Origin of the sequence: Streptomyces actuosus, from assembly GCF_016921115.1 — a bacterium.
Taxonomy (GTDB): Bacteria; Actinomycetota; Actinomycetes; order Streptomycetales; family Streptomycetaceae; genus Streptomyces; species Streptomyces actuosus_A.
The window spans coordinates 1-15,236 of record NZ_JAFFZS010000059.1; the positions used below are offsets into that span (position 1 = coordinate 1).

The 15,236-nt window shown below is 71.9% G+C and carries 14 protein-coding genes; 8 read left to right on the plus strand and 6 right to left on the minus strand.

Annotated elements, in window-relative coordinates:
* The first annotated feature begins 482 nt into the window (after positions 1–482).
* The 3 genes from JS756_RS34445 to JS756_RS34455 all read left to right on the plus strand — a co-directional run bounded on the left by JS756_RS34445 (position 483) and on the right by JS756_RS34455 (position 2,782).
* The gene (locus JS756_RS34445; protein ID WP_205387217.1) at positions 483–890 is read left to right on the plus strand and encodes a YciI family protein; all 408 of its coding nucleotides are present in this window, start codon (positions 483–485) and stop codon (positions 888–890) included.
* Between the two features lie 8 nt (positions 891–898).
* The gene (locus JS756_RS34450; RefSeq protein WP_205387218.1) at positions 899–2,044 is read left to right on the plus strand and encodes an RNA polymerase sigma factor; all 1,146 of its coding nucleotides are present in this window, start codon (positions 899–901) and stop codon (positions 2,042–2,044) included.
* 177 nt (positions 2,045–2,221) lie between these two features.
* The gene (locus tag JS756_RS34455; RefSeq protein WP_240204814.1) at positions 2,222–2,782 is read left to right on the plus strand and encodes a YfbM family protein; all 561 of its coding nucleotides are present in this window, start codon (positions 2,222–2,224) and stop codon (positions 2,780–2,782) included.
* 803 nt (positions 2,783–3,585) lie between these two features.
* Here JS756_RS34455 and JS756_RS34460 read toward each other — a convergent pair.
* Entirely contained in the window at positions 3,586–4,440 is an 855-nt protein-coding gene (locus JS756_RS34460; protein ID WP_205387219.1) for a DMT family transporter, read from the minus strand.
* Positions 4,441–5,153: 713 nt separating this feature from the next.
* Between JS756_RS34460 and JS756_RS34465 the strand changes: the two genes are divergently transcribed.
* On the plus strand, positions 5,154–6,818 hold the full coding sequence (locus JS756_RS34465) for a sigma-70 family RNA polymerase sigma factor (protein WP_205387220.1): 1,665 nt from the start codon (positions 5,154–5,156) through the stop codon (positions 6,816–6,818).
* A 222-nt stretch (positions 6,819–7,040) separates the two neighbouring features.
* Here JS756_RS34465 and JS756_RS34470 read toward each other — a convergent pair whose 3' ends face one another.
* Complete coding sequence (locus JS756_RS34470) at positions 7,041–7,514, minus strand: hypothetical protein (RefSeq protein ID WP_205387221.1); 474 nt, start codon at positions 7,512–7,514, stop codon at positions 7,041–7,043.
* 706 nt (positions 7,515–8,220) lie between these two features.
* On the opposite strand from JS756_RS34470, the gene JS756_RS34475 reads away from it, so the two are divergent.
* Together JS756_RS34475 and JS756_RS34480 are read left to right on the plus strand one after the other, a co-directional pair.
* Positions 8,221–8,595 carry a hypothetical protein gene (locus tag JS756_RS34475; RefSeq protein ID WP_205387222.1) on the plus strand — a complete coding sequence of 125 codons (375 nt, stop codon included), beginning with the start codon at positions 8,221–8,223 and terminating at the stop codon, positions 8,593–8,595.
* A gap of 192 nt (positions 8,596–8,787) precedes the next feature.
* Positions 8,788–9,174: an ArsR/SmtB family transcription factor gene (locus JS756_RS34480; protein ID WP_205387223.1), complete on the plus strand. Its 387-nt coding sequence runs from the start codon at positions 8,788–8,790 to the stop codon at positions 9,172–9,174.
* 404 nt (positions 9,175–9,578) lie between these two features.
* Here JS756_RS34480 and JS756_RS34485 read toward each other — a convergent pair whose 3' ends face one another.
* The 3 genes from JS756_RS34485 to JS756_RS34495 form a co-directional block, all read right to left on the minus strand.
* Positions 9,579–9,800, minus strand: coding sequence for a tautomerase family protein (locus JS756_RS34485; RefSeq protein WP_205387224.1), 222 nt, complete (start codon positions 9,798–9,800; stop codon positions 9,579–9,581).
* Between the two features lie 37 nt (positions 9,801–9,837).
* Positions 9,838–10,746 carry an SDR family NAD(P)-dependent oxidoreductase gene (locus JS756_RS34490; RefSeq protein ID WP_205387225.1) on the minus strand — a complete coding sequence of 303 codons (909 nt, stop codon included), beginning with the start codon at positions 10,744–10,746 and terminating at the stop codon, positions 9,838–9,840.
* Positions 10,747–10,812: 66 nt separating this feature from the next.
* The gene (locus JS756_RS34495; protein WP_205387226.1) at positions 10,813–11,595 is read right to left on the minus strand and encodes an SDR family oxidoreductase; all 783 of its coding nucleotides are present in this window, start codon (positions 11,593–11,595) and stop codon (positions 10,813–10,815) included.
* A 202-nt stretch (positions 11,596–11,797) separates the two neighbouring features.
* Here JS756_RS34495 and JS756_RS34500 point away from each other — a divergent pair, with 202 nt between their 5' ends.
* Complete coding sequence (locus JS756_RS34500; RefSeq protein WP_205387227.1) at positions 11,798–12,667, plus strand: helix-turn-helix domain-containing protein; 870 nt, start codon at positions 11,798–11,800, stop codon at positions 12,665–12,667.
* Between the two features lie 167 nt (positions 12,668–12,834).
* Here the strand turns inward: JS756_RS34500 and JS756_RS34505 are convergent, their stop codons facing one another.
* Complete coding sequence (locus JS756_RS34505) at positions 12,835–14,058, minus strand: saccharopine dehydrogenase family protein (protein WP_205387228.1); 1,224 nt, start codon at positions 14,056–14,058, stop codon at positions 12,835–12,837.
* 134 nt (positions 14,059–14,192) lie between these two features.
* Here JS756_RS34505 and JS756_RS34510 point away from each other — a divergent pair, with 134 nt between their 5' ends.
* Complete coding sequence (locus JS756_RS34510; protein ID WP_205387229.1) at positions 14,193–14,900, plus strand: TetR/AcrR family transcriptional regulator; 708 nt, start codon at positions 14,193–14,195, stop codon at positions 14,898–14,900.
* The last annotated feature ends 336 nt before the right edge of the window (positions 14,901–15,236 follow it).

Here is a 15,236-nt window from a genome sequence, read left to right on the forward strand (position 1 = left end):
GCCGGCCTGAGCCTCTACCACGTCGTCCGCGAGCTGCAGACACTCCTCGCGACCTGGACCGGCGCCTGCCCCACCTGCCACCGCGACATACCCACCCACACACCAACCTGACCAAGCACTACTAGGCACGCGAAGCGCTCGCGCAGTCGTACGCCGAGGACCCCGGCCACCGCCACGAGTGGTGTCCGTGACCGGTGAGAGCGGAGGTCCCACAGTGCGGGGTCCACGGTGCGGCACGGAGTCCCGTCCGCACCGGTGCCGGCACGTGCACGGTCGCCCTGGCACCCGCAAGGAGGTGGGCCCCGATCGACCGCCCGTACCCGGGGGCCGCACCTCCACCTGTGCCTGGCGCGCCCGCCGGTGGACGGCTCTTGCGCACACGCCGAAAAAACTCCGGTACGGATGTCGAGAACCCGGCGCCGGCTCCGTCTCCCTCGTGGATGCGGCCACAATGGGCCGCAACGGCACCAAGGAGAGGCACCATGGCGAAGTACCTGCTGCTCAAGCACTACCGAGGCGGTCCGGCCGCGGTCAACGACGTGCCGATGGACCAGTGGACGCCCGAGGAGATCTCGGCGCACATGCAGTACATGCACGACTTCGCGGCCCGGCTGGAGGAGACGGGCGAGTTCGTCGACGGCCAGGCGCTCGCCCCCGAGGGCACGTTCGTCCGCTACGACGGCGAGGGGCGCCCGCCGGTCACCGACGGACCGTTCGCCGAGACCAAGGATCTCATCGCCGGATGGATGGTCATCGACGTCGACACCTACGAGCGGGCCGTCGAACTGGCCGGGGAGCTGTCGGCCGCCCCCGGGGCGGGCGGCAAGCCGATCCACGAGTGGTTGGAGCTGCGCCCGTTCCTGACCGCGCCGCCCACCGTCACGGACTGAACCATCCCATGGACGCGGCATTCCTGCGCAGCCTCACGCCGAGCGTCCTCGGCGCCCTCGTCCGCCGCGGAGCCGACTTCGCGGCGGCCGAGGACGCCGTGCAGGACGCCCTGGTCGAAGCAGTCCGCGTCTGGCCCACCGCACCCCCGCGGGATCCCAGGGGATGGCTGCTCACCGTGGCCTGGCGCCGGTTCCTGGACGCCACCCGGGCCGACACCGCCCGGCGCCGCCGCGAGGACCGGGTCGATGCCGAGCCGGCCCCAGGCCACGCCCCCGCCGTGGACGACACCCTGCAGCTGTACTTCCTGTGCGCCCACCCGGCGCTGACCCCGGCCTCCGCGGTCGCCCTCACCCTCCGCGCCGTCGGCGGACTCACCACCCGACAGATCGCCCAGGCCTACCTGGTGCCCGAGGCGACCATGGCGCAGCGCATCAGCCGAGCCAAGCGCACCGTGTCCGGCGTGCGGTTCGACCGGCCCGGGGATGTCGCCACCGTTCTGCGTGTCCTCTACCTCGTCTTCAACGAGGGGTACCTGGGAGAGGTCGACCTCTCCGCGGAGGCCGTCCGGCTCACCCGGCAGCTCGCCGCCGCGATCGATCATCCCGAAGTGGCGGGGCTGCTCGCCCTGATGCTGCTCCACCACGCCCGGCGCCCCGCCCGGACCGCGCCCGACGGCAGCCTGGTGCCCCTCGCCGAGCAGGACCGCGGCCGGTGGGACACCGCTGCGATCGCCGAGGGCGTCGAGATCCTGCAGACGGCCCTGGCACGCGACAGGCTCGGTGAGTTCCAGGCACAGGCCGCCATCGCCGCCCTCCACGCGGACGCGCCCACCGCCGAGGAGACCGACTGGGTGCAGATCGTCGAGTGGTACGACGAACTGGTCCGCCTGACCGGCAGCCCGATCGCCCGGCTCAACCGGGCCGTCGCTCTGGGTGAGGCCGACGGCCCCCGCGCCGGGCTCGCGGAACTCAGCGGGCTCGACGAGACACTGCCCCGGCACACCGCGGCGGCGGCCTACCTGCACGAGCGGGCCGGCGACACGGCAACGGCCGCACGTCTGTACGCCGAAGCAGCACGCAAGGCGACCAGCCTCGCCGAACGGGACCACCTCACCCGCCGGGCGGCCCGACTCAACAACAGCCGCAACGTGTGACGCCCCCGGTCGCCGCGCACTCCCCCTGCAGCCTGGCGGCGACGAGGCGGACGCGGCCGGCAGGCGCAGGCCCGGCCGGGAAGAGGATCTTCGACGCGCGGCTCCCGAGCGTGTGGGCGGCCGGAGGGCTGGAGGCGGCGGCTCCGAGGAAGATCGTGTGGCGCGAGGAGTTCTCGTATGACGGAAGCCGACACCGCCGGGATACTGGTTGCCATGGCCGTCACGCAGCAGCTCGCCCGCGTTTCCCCGGGCTATCTCACCGCCTGCCGAGCACGTGCCGATGAGTCCTCCGACGGTGATCACCGGTGGGATCCGTCGCCTGCCGACCGCCTGGACCTGGGCTGGGCCCCAGCCATGCTCGAACGTGCATGCGAGATCGCCGGAGTGGACGAGCTGCACCTCGCCGCACTCAGTCGGGCCACCGACGGCGAGACGACGACGGACGTCGGGTTCCTCGACGCTCACCCTCATGCCATCGGCCCCTTCGGGCCCGCGCCGGCCGCCCTCGACCCGCCGGCCGTCCGGCGAGTCTCCGATCTGCTCGGGGAGATCGATCTCCAGGCCGTTCTGACGGCGCTGCCCCTGGACATCCGTGAGGCGGGCGCTCTGATCGGCCACGGAGCCGAGAGCCTCGCCGGCGGGCCCAGAACCTACCTGCTGGACCATTTCGAGACTCTGCGCGAGTTCTACACGGAAGCCTCACGGCGGAGCCTCGCTGTCGTCTCCTGGTGGGACTGATGTCCCGAGGCGGCCCTCAGTCGATCGCGAGTCGACCTTCTCTCGCGTGCGGTGCGCCTCAGGGAGTGTCGTACGGCGGCGCGCACGACCGGTCCCCGTCTTCTGGCCCGGGATGAGCTTGTGGGTGCGGGTGGCGGTGCAACCGTTGACGATCACGGAGTCGAGGATGTCGTCGTCCGGGCCACAGAAGCCGAAGTCCGCCAACAGCCCGAGACCGGTGGCGCACAGGCGGAGTGCGGATGTGGTCGTGGCCAGCCGCGATCGGTCGGCCTGACCCGCCCCCCCCGCAGCGGCTCCAGCTTGCTCCGCACGCTGATGTCCACCCCGGCACTTGGCCGACCTCGCGGGCCATGACCGGTCCAGCAAGCACGTCAGGTGGCAGGGAGAGGAGGTCGCACCCCGAAAGCCGGTCACACCAGCCCTTGCCCGCCGATTTCAAGTTGGCGGAGGCTCACTCACCCGCACCGACGGCGAAGCCCCCTGGATGCCTTCCCCTGACCGGCGCCAGGTCCGGGAGAGGCTGCCCGCTAGGTGGAGCAACCGATGCGCAGGCCACGCCGAGCCTCGGCTCCCACGGCCAGGCCGCGCCACTGCCTGCGGGGGAGCGATGCACCGCTCGACGGCATCGTGGTGCGTGAAGGCACGGGCGGCGGAGCCGGAACAGGAACGGCCTGCCGCCGTCGCGGGCCCGGCGGCGCCGGCCGAACTGGTCGTGGGGCGGGGTTCGCCGGTGTTCACCGGCACCAGGACGACGGCGCAGATCATCCTGTGGGTGCCTGCTGGTCCGCCCCGGTGGACACGCGCTACAACGTCTCCGCCTCACTCCTGGCCAGGGCGAGCACACCGACGACGATCAGCCCGACCCCGAATGCCAGGGGCAGAAGCCACCAACCGCCCCGCACACGCTCCTCGTACACCAGCACGCCGAGAAGGAGACTCACGGTGGCGTCCCCCAGGGTGAGTGCGGGCTGTGAGGCGACCAGGGGTCCACCCTGCATCGCGTGTTCCAGCAGGAGCATGGCGCACACCCCGCTCGCTGCGAATCCGTAGGTCTGCCACGAGGTCAGGAACGCGCCGATCCCGGCGTCGGTGAGGATGTGCACCGCGGTCTTCATCAAGCCGGCCGTGAGGGCGAAGCAGATGGCGGTGGCTGTACCGAGGCACGCGGCACGGAGCCTGCCCGGGGGGCGCTTCAGCCCGGCGAGGGTCAGCACGACGACAGCGCCCGCGCAGGCGACCAGTACGGGAAGCCAGCGATCGATGGCCACATGCGTGCGGTTGCCGGCTGGCGCGGCGGACCACAGCGCCACACCCAGCCCCGCGACGACGACGAGCAGTTGCAGCATCAGCGTGCCGGAGGGGCGGCGGCGTTGCATCACGGACGCGAACAGCAGGGCCAGCGGCAGTTCCAGGACGAACAGCGGCTGAACGAGCGAGAGCGGACCGGTCGCCAGCGCGACCGCCTGCCACACGCCGGCCGCGATCACCGTCGTCATCCCCGCCAGCCAGACCGGCCTACGCAGCAGATCGAGGATCAGCCCCGGGCGGAAGCCTTTGGACTGCGGCACGGTGAGCGCGGCCCGGCGCTGCAGCACGGTGGCCAGCGCGTTACTGAGTGCGGCCAGCAGTGCGAAAAGAGTCGGCAGAACGATCCCCATGCCCCTCATCCTTCGCGAACCGGCCCTCCGCCCACCCCGGCGACACGACCCGCTTGTCCATGACCTGACATGACGTTCGGGAAGAACTCGGACCTCGCGCGGGGTCCGGTGCCGTGGCGACGGGATGCGGGCGGGACTCCTTGCGGACCCGATCGGTGGAACATACAGCGGCGTCCCGCCTGTCGGCGCCAGGGTGCAACGGGCGGTCGTCGCCGTGGCCCGACCGCCAGGCGGCCGAGCCATCGGTCGGGCCGTCACGGGGTGGCGTCGGCGCTGCCGTGCGTTGCGTCGCACGGCTTGCGGCATCAGAGGCATCCTTCGCGCGGCGGCCGACGGCACTCGGCGCCCTCGTCCGACTCCGACGTCGAGTCTCGGCCACGGCACGGACGAGGAGCCGGCGTGTGCGTGCAGCCCGCGGGCAGCGGTGTCCGCCTCCCGCTCCGACTCGGCGGAGCATATCGACTGATACCAGACAGATAGCCGGTGACGCTCCGACAGAGCGAAGTCAGCACATATCAACATCTGACTGTCGATGGTGATGCACGACGGGGGCAGTTCGTGACCGCCACTGTGATCTCTTCCATTGCGGGAGCCGTCCCCTGCGGCCAGTCTCTGGTCGAACGAGTCTCCGAAAAGTTGTTATCGGAAGCTCGCCGGGGGGTCTCCCATGTGTCGGGCAGCACCGTCCGGCACCGAGGACAGGGATGCTTCTGATGAGTACACAGCACACGGTGGAGTCGGCTGCGCTGGTCACCGCTGCCCGAGCAGGCGACTCAGCGGCCCAGGACGCTCTGGTCGGCGCGTACCTCCCGCTGGTCTACAACATCGTGGGCCGTGCCTTGAACGGTTCCGTCGACGTCGACGACGTCGTGCAGGACACCATGCTCCGTGCCCTGAACTCCCTGGGCGACCTGCGCAGCCCCGACAGCTTTCGCTCCTGGCTCGTGACCATCGCGATGAACCAGGTCCGAGCGCATTGGCAGGCCCGGCAGACCGCGCCCGGCACCATGGAGGAAGCCCAGGACCTCGCGGACCCGGGCGCTGATTTCGTGGACTTGACCATGGTGCGGCTGCAACTGTCCGGCCAGCGCCGGGAGACCGCGCGGGCCACACGCTGGCTGGAGCCCGACGACCGGGCGCTGCTGTCGCTGTGGTGGTTGGAGTGCGCCGGCGAGCTGACGCGCGCGGAGGTCGCGGCGGCTCTGGAGATGTCACCGCAGCACACCGCGGTCCGGGTGCAGCGGATGAAGGCGCAACTGGAGGCGGGCCGTGTGGTGGTCCGGGCGCTGGAGGCACAGCCGCCGTGCCAGGAACTGGGCGTCGTGCTGGCTTCCTGGGACGGCAGGCCGTCGGCGCTGTGGCGCAAGCGAATAGCCCGGCACGCCCGCGCCTGCATGCGGTGCTCGGGATTGTGGAGCGGGCTGATGCCCGCCGAGGGGCTCCTGGCCGGCCTGGCCATGGTGCCCGTGTCGGCAGCCCTGTGGGGCGCCACGGCGGACAGCATCGGCCTGGCGGGCTCGGCGTCCCCGGCGGGGACAGCCGCCTCCGCCCTTCCCGGCGCGGGTGCCGACGGGGGCGCCGGTGCGGGGGGTACGCGCTCCGGCCACCGCGCCTCCAGCGGCCGTGCCACGTCCCGCAGCGCGGCACGTCGGCGCCGACGCGTGCGGCGCCGGGCCATCGGCGGCGCGGTCGTGGCGGCATGCGTCGCGGGCGGCGGCCTGTGGTACTTCGGGACCGAGCCCGGGACGGGCGACGAGGAGACGGCTGCCGCCCGACCCGCCGGCGACCCGGTGGTGGACCTGTCCGCCACCCGCACCCTCGACGCGGCGCCGCCGACCGTGACGCCGTCGCCGAGCCCCACCCCCTCGGCCACGAAGAAGCCGAGCCCCACCCCGAGCTCGGCCCGCCCCACGAAGAGCAGTTCCGCACCCTCCCCCACCCCCCGACCGACCAAGACCGCCTTCGCTGCGGCGCCGCCGACCGGGCCGACCCCTTCCGGCACCGTGGGCCAGGTCGTCGCACTGGTCAACAAAGAGCGGGCCAAGGCAGGCTGCGGGCCGCTCACGGAGGACTCCCAGCTGGACAAGGCGGCCCAGGACCACTCCGACGACATGGCCGCACGCCGCTTCTTCGACCACACCAACCCCGACGGCGCCGATCCCGGCCAGCGCATCACGGACGCCGGCTACCGCTGGTCCACCTACGGGGAGAACATCGCCATGGGGCAGCAGACACCCCAATCCGTCATGGACTCCTGGATGAACAGCCCGGGCCACCGTGCCAACATCCTGAACTGCTCCTTCAAGAACATCGGGGTGGGCGTCCATCAGGGCTCGGGCGGCCCGTGGTGGACCCAGGACTTCGGCAGCAAATTCTGACTCCGGCCACGGACCGCCCGAGCAGCAACCGCAGCCTCGAAGCCGGGCGGCCCCGCCGCCCCTTCCCCCGACCCGGGCCGGTCCGCCGGGCGGCTCCACCCCGGCACGGCTGGAGCCGCCCGGGCTCGGCCCCCGGCCTTCGCCCGGCAATCGGCATCACAGGGGACTGTTCGTCGAACGTGCACGGTCGCCCGCGGGGCGACTCCCGGCGGGTCGGTACGGCTATCGGCTCCTGTCGCGACGGGACGCCTCCCAGGCCTGCTGCTGCCAGAAGAGCACGAGGAAGAGCGCCAGGACGAGGTCGTCGGGCAGTGACCGGCTCTCGCCGTCCAGCCGCACGCGAATGGGACGAGTGCCGAGACGGTCGTAGAAGATCTCGAGCGGGCCGATGCCGCGGACTCGGCTGCCACCCCCGTCGTACCTCAGTTCATGGAGCCCGAGGCGCAGCAGGCGGGTGCCGAACCTGCTGTACGCGCAGTTCCACCGACCGACGGTACGCGGCAGAGTGGACCATCTGCGGTAGGTGATTTCGAGGCCGCCCACGGCGCGCAGAGTCGTGCCGAACCGTTGGTACTCGAGCGGCCATACACCCAGGGCCCGTGGTGTGCTGTCCAGCCACTCCCTTCGGCCGTAGGTGACCTCCATGTCGCCGATGCTGCGCAGCAGTCCTCTCCTGTAGGTCAGCTCGATGTCCATCAGGTCGGCTCGATGTCCATGGTGTCCCTGTCCTGCCTCACCCGGTCGCTGTGCGGCCGCACGACCCGGGGCCCGGTTCACGGAAGGTGTTGTTCGCCCCGGCCACGGCCTCACCGAGGGCGGTCGTCAAGCCGACGACACTGGCCGCTGCCCCGGCCGCCGCGGGCGTTGAGCCGGCCGAACGGGATCACGCCGGACCGGATCATGCGGGGCGTGGCTGCCCTCCGCGCACACCAGCCTACGGACGCCACCCGTGCCCCGCATGCGCGCGGGTGCCCACGCCGTGCCCTGATGTCACGGACGGCGTGCAGCCCTCTGTGGTGTACGCGCCCGCCGGGGTGGGGCGGCGCGGGCGGGCGGGCAGGTGTCCTGTGTTGGGTGCGGCTGCTGAGCGTCGCCGCGTCCCTGCGCCGGACGGGAGCGGGGCGGGTGCCGGGGGCGGATCCGCGAGGCGTTCTCAGCTGGACCGCGAGGTGCGGTCGCCGACGTTGCGGAGCTGGTTTTCGAGGAGTCGGCAGACGAACCACGCACCTCGATCAATCCTGCAATCCCGATCATGGAATTTACACATCGGATCACTTTCCGATCATCCTGAATCGTTCCCGGTCAGGCATCTCTCCCGCCGGTCCCGCACACGTACGGTGCGTCCACAGGCAGGCCCGGAAAACGAAGCCGGCCACAGCCGATGATCAAGGGGAGGGCGCCGATGGCGACCGTGGAAGTGGCACTGAAGGAAATGATGACCGCGATCGAGGGAGCGCTGGGGGCGGCTGTCGTCGACTACACCAGCGGCATGGCCCTGGGCACCCTGGGCGGGGGCAAGGACCTGGACCTGACGGTCGCCGCGGCCGGGAACACGGACGTGATCCGCGCCAAGGTGCGCACCATGGAAATGCTCGGCCTCAAGAGCCAGATCGAGGACATCCTGATCACCCTGGGAGGGCAGTACCACCTCGTCCGACTGGTGACCGGCCGGGACGGAAACGGCCTGTTCCTCTACCTCGTCATCGACAAGACCCGCTCGAACCTGGCGATGGCCCGCCACCAGCTCAAGCGGATCGAAGGACAACTGGAGGTCTAGGCACCCTGCGGCCGGGGCTTACTTATGCCCATGAATTGAAGAATTCTTCAAGCCATCACATGGAGAGGACGACAATTCATGACCGAAAGCCGACCGGACCGATAAAAATGAACAGGCACGACTCATGGCGCGGCTGCGCCCCCGGGCACCGCCGCGCCGTGACAGGCCACCTCGACAGGCAGGAAGAGCGCTATGCAGGTCCCCCTCTATCAAGCAAAGGCAGAGTTCTTCCGCATGCTTGGCCATCCCGCGCGTATCAGGGTCCTGGAACTGCTGCAGCACGGCCCGGTGCCCGTGCGTGACTTGCTGGCCGACATCGACATCGAGCCCTCCAGCCTCTCGCAGCAGTTGGCCGTTCTGCGCCGCGCCGGCATCGTGGTGTCCATGCGCGAAGGCTCGACCGTCAGGTACGCGCTGGCCGGCGGCGACGTGGCCGAACTCCTTCGCGCAGCGCGCCGCATCCTCACCGAGCTCATGGCCGGGCGGAACCAACTCCTCGCTGAACTCCAGCAGAGCGACACCTCCGCGCCTTCGGCGACAACAGCGTCCAAGGCCTCGGTCGAGACCGGCGCGCACTGAGGCGAGCGAACAACCCGCGCAGCTGCGGTGTACGGAACGACACCCTCGGCGTGACCGATCCTTCGGGCCCGGCCGACCCGGAGGGCGTCGAAGGCCTTTCGGCGCACGACTCGCACTGCTGCGCTGCCTGCGACGCACTGCGATCGACAGCCGAACCGACCTGAACACGCTCGGCCATCTGCCCACCGGCCGACTCGGCCACGAGTCGGGGCTGCCCGCCGTCCCTGAGGCGCGGGCCACCCCGACTCGTGGCGCCGGCGCCGCGCCGGGACGGCAGCCTGCGCGGGACCGGCTGCCGTCGTCCGGACCCCGGTCCTCGTCGGGACGACACGCCTCGTGCCCAGCCGGCGCGGGGCCGACCGGGCACGAGGCGTGGAGCGGGCCGTGCTCGGGGACAGCGGGCGTCAGGCCTCCGGATCCGGTGTCTGCTGGAGCAGGGCGAGGGTCAGGACGCTGCCGCCGATCCCCCAGCCTCCGTCGGCGACCTCGTCGACCAGGACCATGGTGTTGGCGCGGGCCCGTTCGCCGTAGATCTCGACGTACAGCTCGGTGGTGCGGGTGACGATCTTCTCCTTCTGCTTCTCGTCGAGGGTGCCGGCGGGGACCTTGAAGTGTGCGAACGGCATGGAGGTTTCTCCTTCTGGAGCGTGAAGTGCGGTGGATCTACCGGGAGCTGCCTGCGGTGAGCAGGTCGTCCAGTCCGATGCGGCGGAAGAAGTCGGCGCGAATGCGGTCGGCGACCGCGGAGACGACTTCGCTGCCGTCACGGCTGGGGTCTATGTGGGTACGCAGCGGGCGGGTGCCGGCGGGCATGGCCACGAGGCGTACGACGGCGTCGGCGACGTCCGCGGCGTCCGCGTCCGGCGGAACGAGTGCGGCCAGCCGCGCCTCCAGGTCGGTCATCAGGGCGCCGTAGTGGTCGTCGTAGGCGGCGGCTCTGGCGATGTCGGCGGGTGCGCCCGCGTGGGCGAAGTGGTTGGTTCCGGAGGTGAAGGCACCGGGGACGACGATGGCGGTGTCGACGCCGAAGCGCAGCACCTCGGCGGCGTAGCTGACGGCCAGGGCGTCCAGGGCGGCCTTCGCCGCGAAGTACGGGCCGGCGAACGGCGGGCATCCGCCGCGGGTGCTGGAGCTGCCGATCCACACGAGCAGGCCGTCCGCCCGCCCCCGCAGGTGCGGCAGTGCGGCGCGGTTGACGCGCTGGGCGCCCAGCACGTTGACGTCGTACAGCTGCGCCAGCTGCTCGGGGGTGAAGGCCTCGGCGGGCCCGGTCGCCAGGTGGCCGGCGTTGTGGACGACCACGTCCAGTCGGCCATGGGCGGCCAGGACGTGGGCGACCGCGGCGTCGGCGGATTCCTGGGAGGTGACGTCGAGTTCCACGGCCTGCAGGTCGACGTCGTGGCGGGCGGCGTAGCGCCTGAGGTCGTCCACCGCGGGTGCGTTGCGGCCGGCCGTCTGCCGGATCCCCGCGTGGACGGTGTGCCCGGCTCGGGCGAGGGCGCGTACGGTCAGCGCGCCGAAGCCGCTGGAGGCGCCGGTCAGCAGAACGGTTCTGGGTGTGCCGGTGGGCATGGGGTCCTCGCACGAAGAAGGGAAGAGAGCGGGGGAGAGAAAGAGGAGGGTTGCTGACAGGGGCTGTCAGATGATGCCGCCGTTGGCGCGGAGGACCTGGCCGTTGACCCAGTGGCCGGCCGGTGAGGCGAGGAAGGCCACCACCTCGGCGATGTCGGTGACGGTGCCCAGGCGTTCCAGCGGGGGCTGCGCGGCCAGCCGGGCGATGGTCTCCTCGTCCTTGCCCCGCAGGAACAGGTCGGTGGCGGTGGGGCCGGGGGCGACGGCGTTGACCGTGACGTCCCGGCCGCGCAGCTCGCGGGCGAGGATCATCGTGAGGGCCTCGACCGCACCCTTGCTCGCGCTGTAGGCGCCGTATCCGGGAAAGGCCAGACCCACCACGGACGTGGAGAAGGTGATGACGGCACCGCCGTCGCGGATCCTGCGGGCGGCCTGCTGGGCGACCACGAAGGTGCCGCGGACATTGGTGCGGTGGACGGCGTCCAGCTCCGCAAGGTCCAGGTCGGCGACGGGGGCGAGGTGCATGCGTCCGGCCGCGTGCACGACGACGTCGACGCCGCCGAACTCGGACTCGGCCGTGGTGAACAGTTCGGCGACCTGCGACTCGTCGGCGACGTCCGCACGGACCGCGACCGCCCGGCCACCGGCCCCGGTGACCTGGTCGACCGCGGCCTCCGCCAGATCACGGCTGCCCGCGTATCCGACCACGACGTCGAATCCGTCGGCGGCGAGCCGGCTCACCGCCGCACGGCCGATGCCCCGCGAGCCGCCGGTGACGACGGCGACACGGGCCCGTTCGGCAACGGGACCGGAAGGGACAGGGTGCTGCGAGGTTTCGTGGGAGGACATGGGTGCTCCTGGAAGGCCGGGTTCGAGGGCGCCACCACCGTCAGGCCGTGGCGTACGGCATGCGCGCCGCAGCCGGATCCGGCTGCGGCGTCGTGCCCGCAGCACCAGCCTGGGCCGGTCCTCGCAGGTCAGCCAGGGCTCTGCCCACCCGGGGGTTGCCATCCCCTGGCTCAGCGCATCGGTACACGCCACCATGGAGGGCGTGAACCACGCCGAACTCGCCGCATTCCTGAGATCCCGGCGCGACCGGATCCGCCCCGCCGACGTGGGGCTCCCCACCGGGCCCCGCCGCCGGGTTCCCGGCCTGCGCCGCGAGGAAGTCGCTCAGCTGGCCGGGCTCTCCGCGGACTACTACACGGAACTCGAACGCGGCCGCGGCGCCCAGCCCTCGACACAGGTCCTTGCCGCCCTGGCACGGGCCCTGCGGTTGAACGGTGACAGCCGCGACCATCTGTTCCACCTTGCGGACCGGCCCGTTCCGCCGGCCGGGCACGGGCCCGCGGCGCATGTCCAGCCGGCGCTGCTGGGCCTGCTGGACCGCCTGACCACCACTCCCGCCCAGGTCATCACCGACCTGCACGAGACCCTCGTCCAGAACCCCTTGGCGGTCGCGCTCGTCGGCCGACCCCCGGCGACACACGGCCCCGCAGCCAGCCTGGTGCACCGCTGGTTCACCGATCCGGACGCCCGTGCCCTCTACCCGGTCGAGGACCATCCCCATCATTCCCGCGTGTTCGTCGCCGATCTTCAGGCCGTCGCGGCCCGCCGCGGACACGACACCGCGGTGCAGCGGATGGTTGTGGAACTCAGGCGGCGCAGCGAGGAGTTCGCCGCTCTCTGGGACACCCACGACGTCGCCCTGCGCCGCAGCGACCACAAGCGCATCGTCCACCCCGCGCTGGGCGTCATCGCACTCGACTGCCACAGCATGTTCAGCGAGGACGGCTGTCAGCGGCTGCTGTGGTTCACCGCCCCGCCCGGCAGCGAAGGCGCCGCCCAGCTCGAACTGCTGGGTGTCATCGGAACCGAGGACATCGGCGGCACGGACCGTGCCCGAGGGGTGCAGGCCTGACCGCCTTGGACCGACCCGGCGGTACGAGGGTGTCCTCGTGGCGCCGGTGGCCATGCCCTCCGAAGTGGTGTCGCGTGCGTCGGCGGCGGTGCGGACACGGGTGGCCGACCGCACGCCGGGAACGCGTACGCCGCCGGACGGAGGGTGTCGCCCGGCGGCGCCGCGGATCAGGCCTCGTCGCGCAGGCCCCACGGGGAGCCGTAGTCGGTGAGCAGGTCCAGGAACGGGCGCGGGGGCAGGGCTTCCGGGCCCAGGACGCCCGCGCCGGACCAGGCGCCGGTGGCCAGGAGCTCCAGGGCGACGACCGGGTTGACCGCCGTCTGCCACACCACGGCCTGCGAGCCGTATTCGCGCATGGACCACTCGTTGTCGACCACGTGGTAGAGGTACACCTCCCGCGCCGCTCCGTCCCGGGTGCCCTTGACCCAGGTGCCGGCGCACGTCTTGCCGGTCATCCGGTCGCCCAGTCCGGCCGGGTCCGGCAAACAGGCGGCGACGACGTCGCGGGGGGAGACGCGCACGGGCCCCCCGTCACCGGGCACGGTCACCTTGGCGGTGGCGTCGAGACCCAGCTCGTGGAGGGTCTTGAGTTTGGCGATGAAGTCGTCCCCGAGGCCGTACTTGAAGGTGACGCGGCGCGCCTGCACCCAGCGTGGGATGAGCAGCACCTCTTCGTGCTCGACGTTGACGCACTCGACCGGACCGATGCCCTCGGGGAAGTCGAAGACCTCGGGCTCGCTGAACGGGGCGGTGGTGAACCAGCCGCGGCCCTTCTCGTAGACCACCGGCGGGTTGAGGCACTCCTCGATGGTGGTCCAGATGCTGAACGAGGGGGCGAAGTCGTAGCCCTCGACAGTCAGGTTGGCGCCGTCCCGGATGCCGATCTCCTCGATGTCGTCGAAGAGCTCGTCAGCGGCGTAGCGGGCGAACACGTCGGACAGCCCCGGTTCGACGCCCATGCCGACCAGGGCCAGCCGTCCGCTCTGCTCCCAGCGCCGGGCCAGGGCGAACTGCTCGTCGCCGAGCTTGACCCCGCATTCCTCGTAGGGGCGGGACGGGTGGGGAGCGGACAGCGACATCGCCATGTCCAGATAGTGGGCGCCGGCGTCCAGGGCGGCGCGGAACAGCGGCATCACGAACCGGGGGTCGGTGGCGTTGAGGAGGACGTCGCACCGCTGGTCGACGAGCAGGCGGCGCACCGCCTCCCGGTCGGACGCGTCCACCTGCCGCGCGCTGAACCGGGCGCCGCTCTCCCCGAGCGCGTCGACCGCCGCCTCGGCGCGGGCGAGGTCGTAGTCGGCGACCACCATGTGGGTCAGGAAGTCGCGGCGCGCTGCGATGCGGGTGACGGCCGTACCCACACCGCCGGCTCCCACGAGGAGTACGCGCATGTCAGACACCTTTCTTCCGGGAGGCGGGCGCCTCCGGGCAGGCTCGATGCAACGGCACGGCAGAAGGTAAGGTCAACCCTGTTGGCATAAGAGCGGGCGCCCGGCGGGACGGGCCGGCGGAAGGCGAGGGCGGGATGGCGAAGCCTGTGGTGCGGGAGGCGGCGCGCCGCCGGCGGCGGCCGACGCGGTCCGGGACCGTGCTGTCGGAGGAGATCATCGTGGGGACGGCGCTGCGTGTGCTGCGCGAGCACGGCAGCACGGGCCTGACCGCGCGCCGCCTGGGTGCCGCGCTCGGCGCGGACCCCAGCACCCTCTACCGGTATTTCGCCGGGATGGACGATCTGACCCGGGCCATCGGCGACGAGCTGATGGGGCGGGCCCTGGAGGGCTGGACGGCCACCGGGGACTGGAGAGCCGACCTGAGGGCCCTGGGCCGGGCCATCCACGCCTCCTACCTGGCGCATCCGCAGGCCGCCGTGCTCACTGCCAGCCGGGTGACCGGCCGGCCCCGTGAGATCGCGGTGGACGAGACGATCCTCGGGATCCTGCGTGGTGCCGGGCTGGCCGACGCGGTGGCGGTGGGTGTGTACCACGCGTTCATCGACCAGAGTCTGGCCTTTGCGGCGCTGGACGCCGGTTCCCTGGCACTGACCGAGGAGGCGCGCACGGGCGACGAGGAGATGTGGCGTTCCACCTATGCGCGGCTGCCGGCCGAGTCGCATCCGAACATCGCCGCGACGGCGGAACTGCTGGCCCGGCGCATGCCGCACAGCGCCTATCCGATGGCGCTGGAGATGCTGCTGGACCACGCGGCCGCGCGGGTGGCCCGGTCGGGGACGTGATCCCCTCGAAGGCCGGGCCGCGAGCTGGCCGTGCGGCGGGGGCGCCGCGCTGCGGGCACGGCTTCCCCGGTGCCGTGGGGCGGGGTGACGGAGGGCGGCGGGGAGGGCGGTGGGCGTCCCCGGCGGGTCGCCGACGGCATCCGCCCCCTCCGCCCGAAACGACGGAGGAGGTGAGTGACGCCTCTTCGCCGCGGGGCACGGGGCAGCCGCTCGACGCACCATCGCCGGGACCGGCACCGTGTCCTTCGCACTCAGCCCGCGCAAGGGGGCTCCGGCCGGACAGACCGCCCCGAGCCGGAGGCGATGCCGGACGGGCAGGGCGTCCCACCCAGCGCC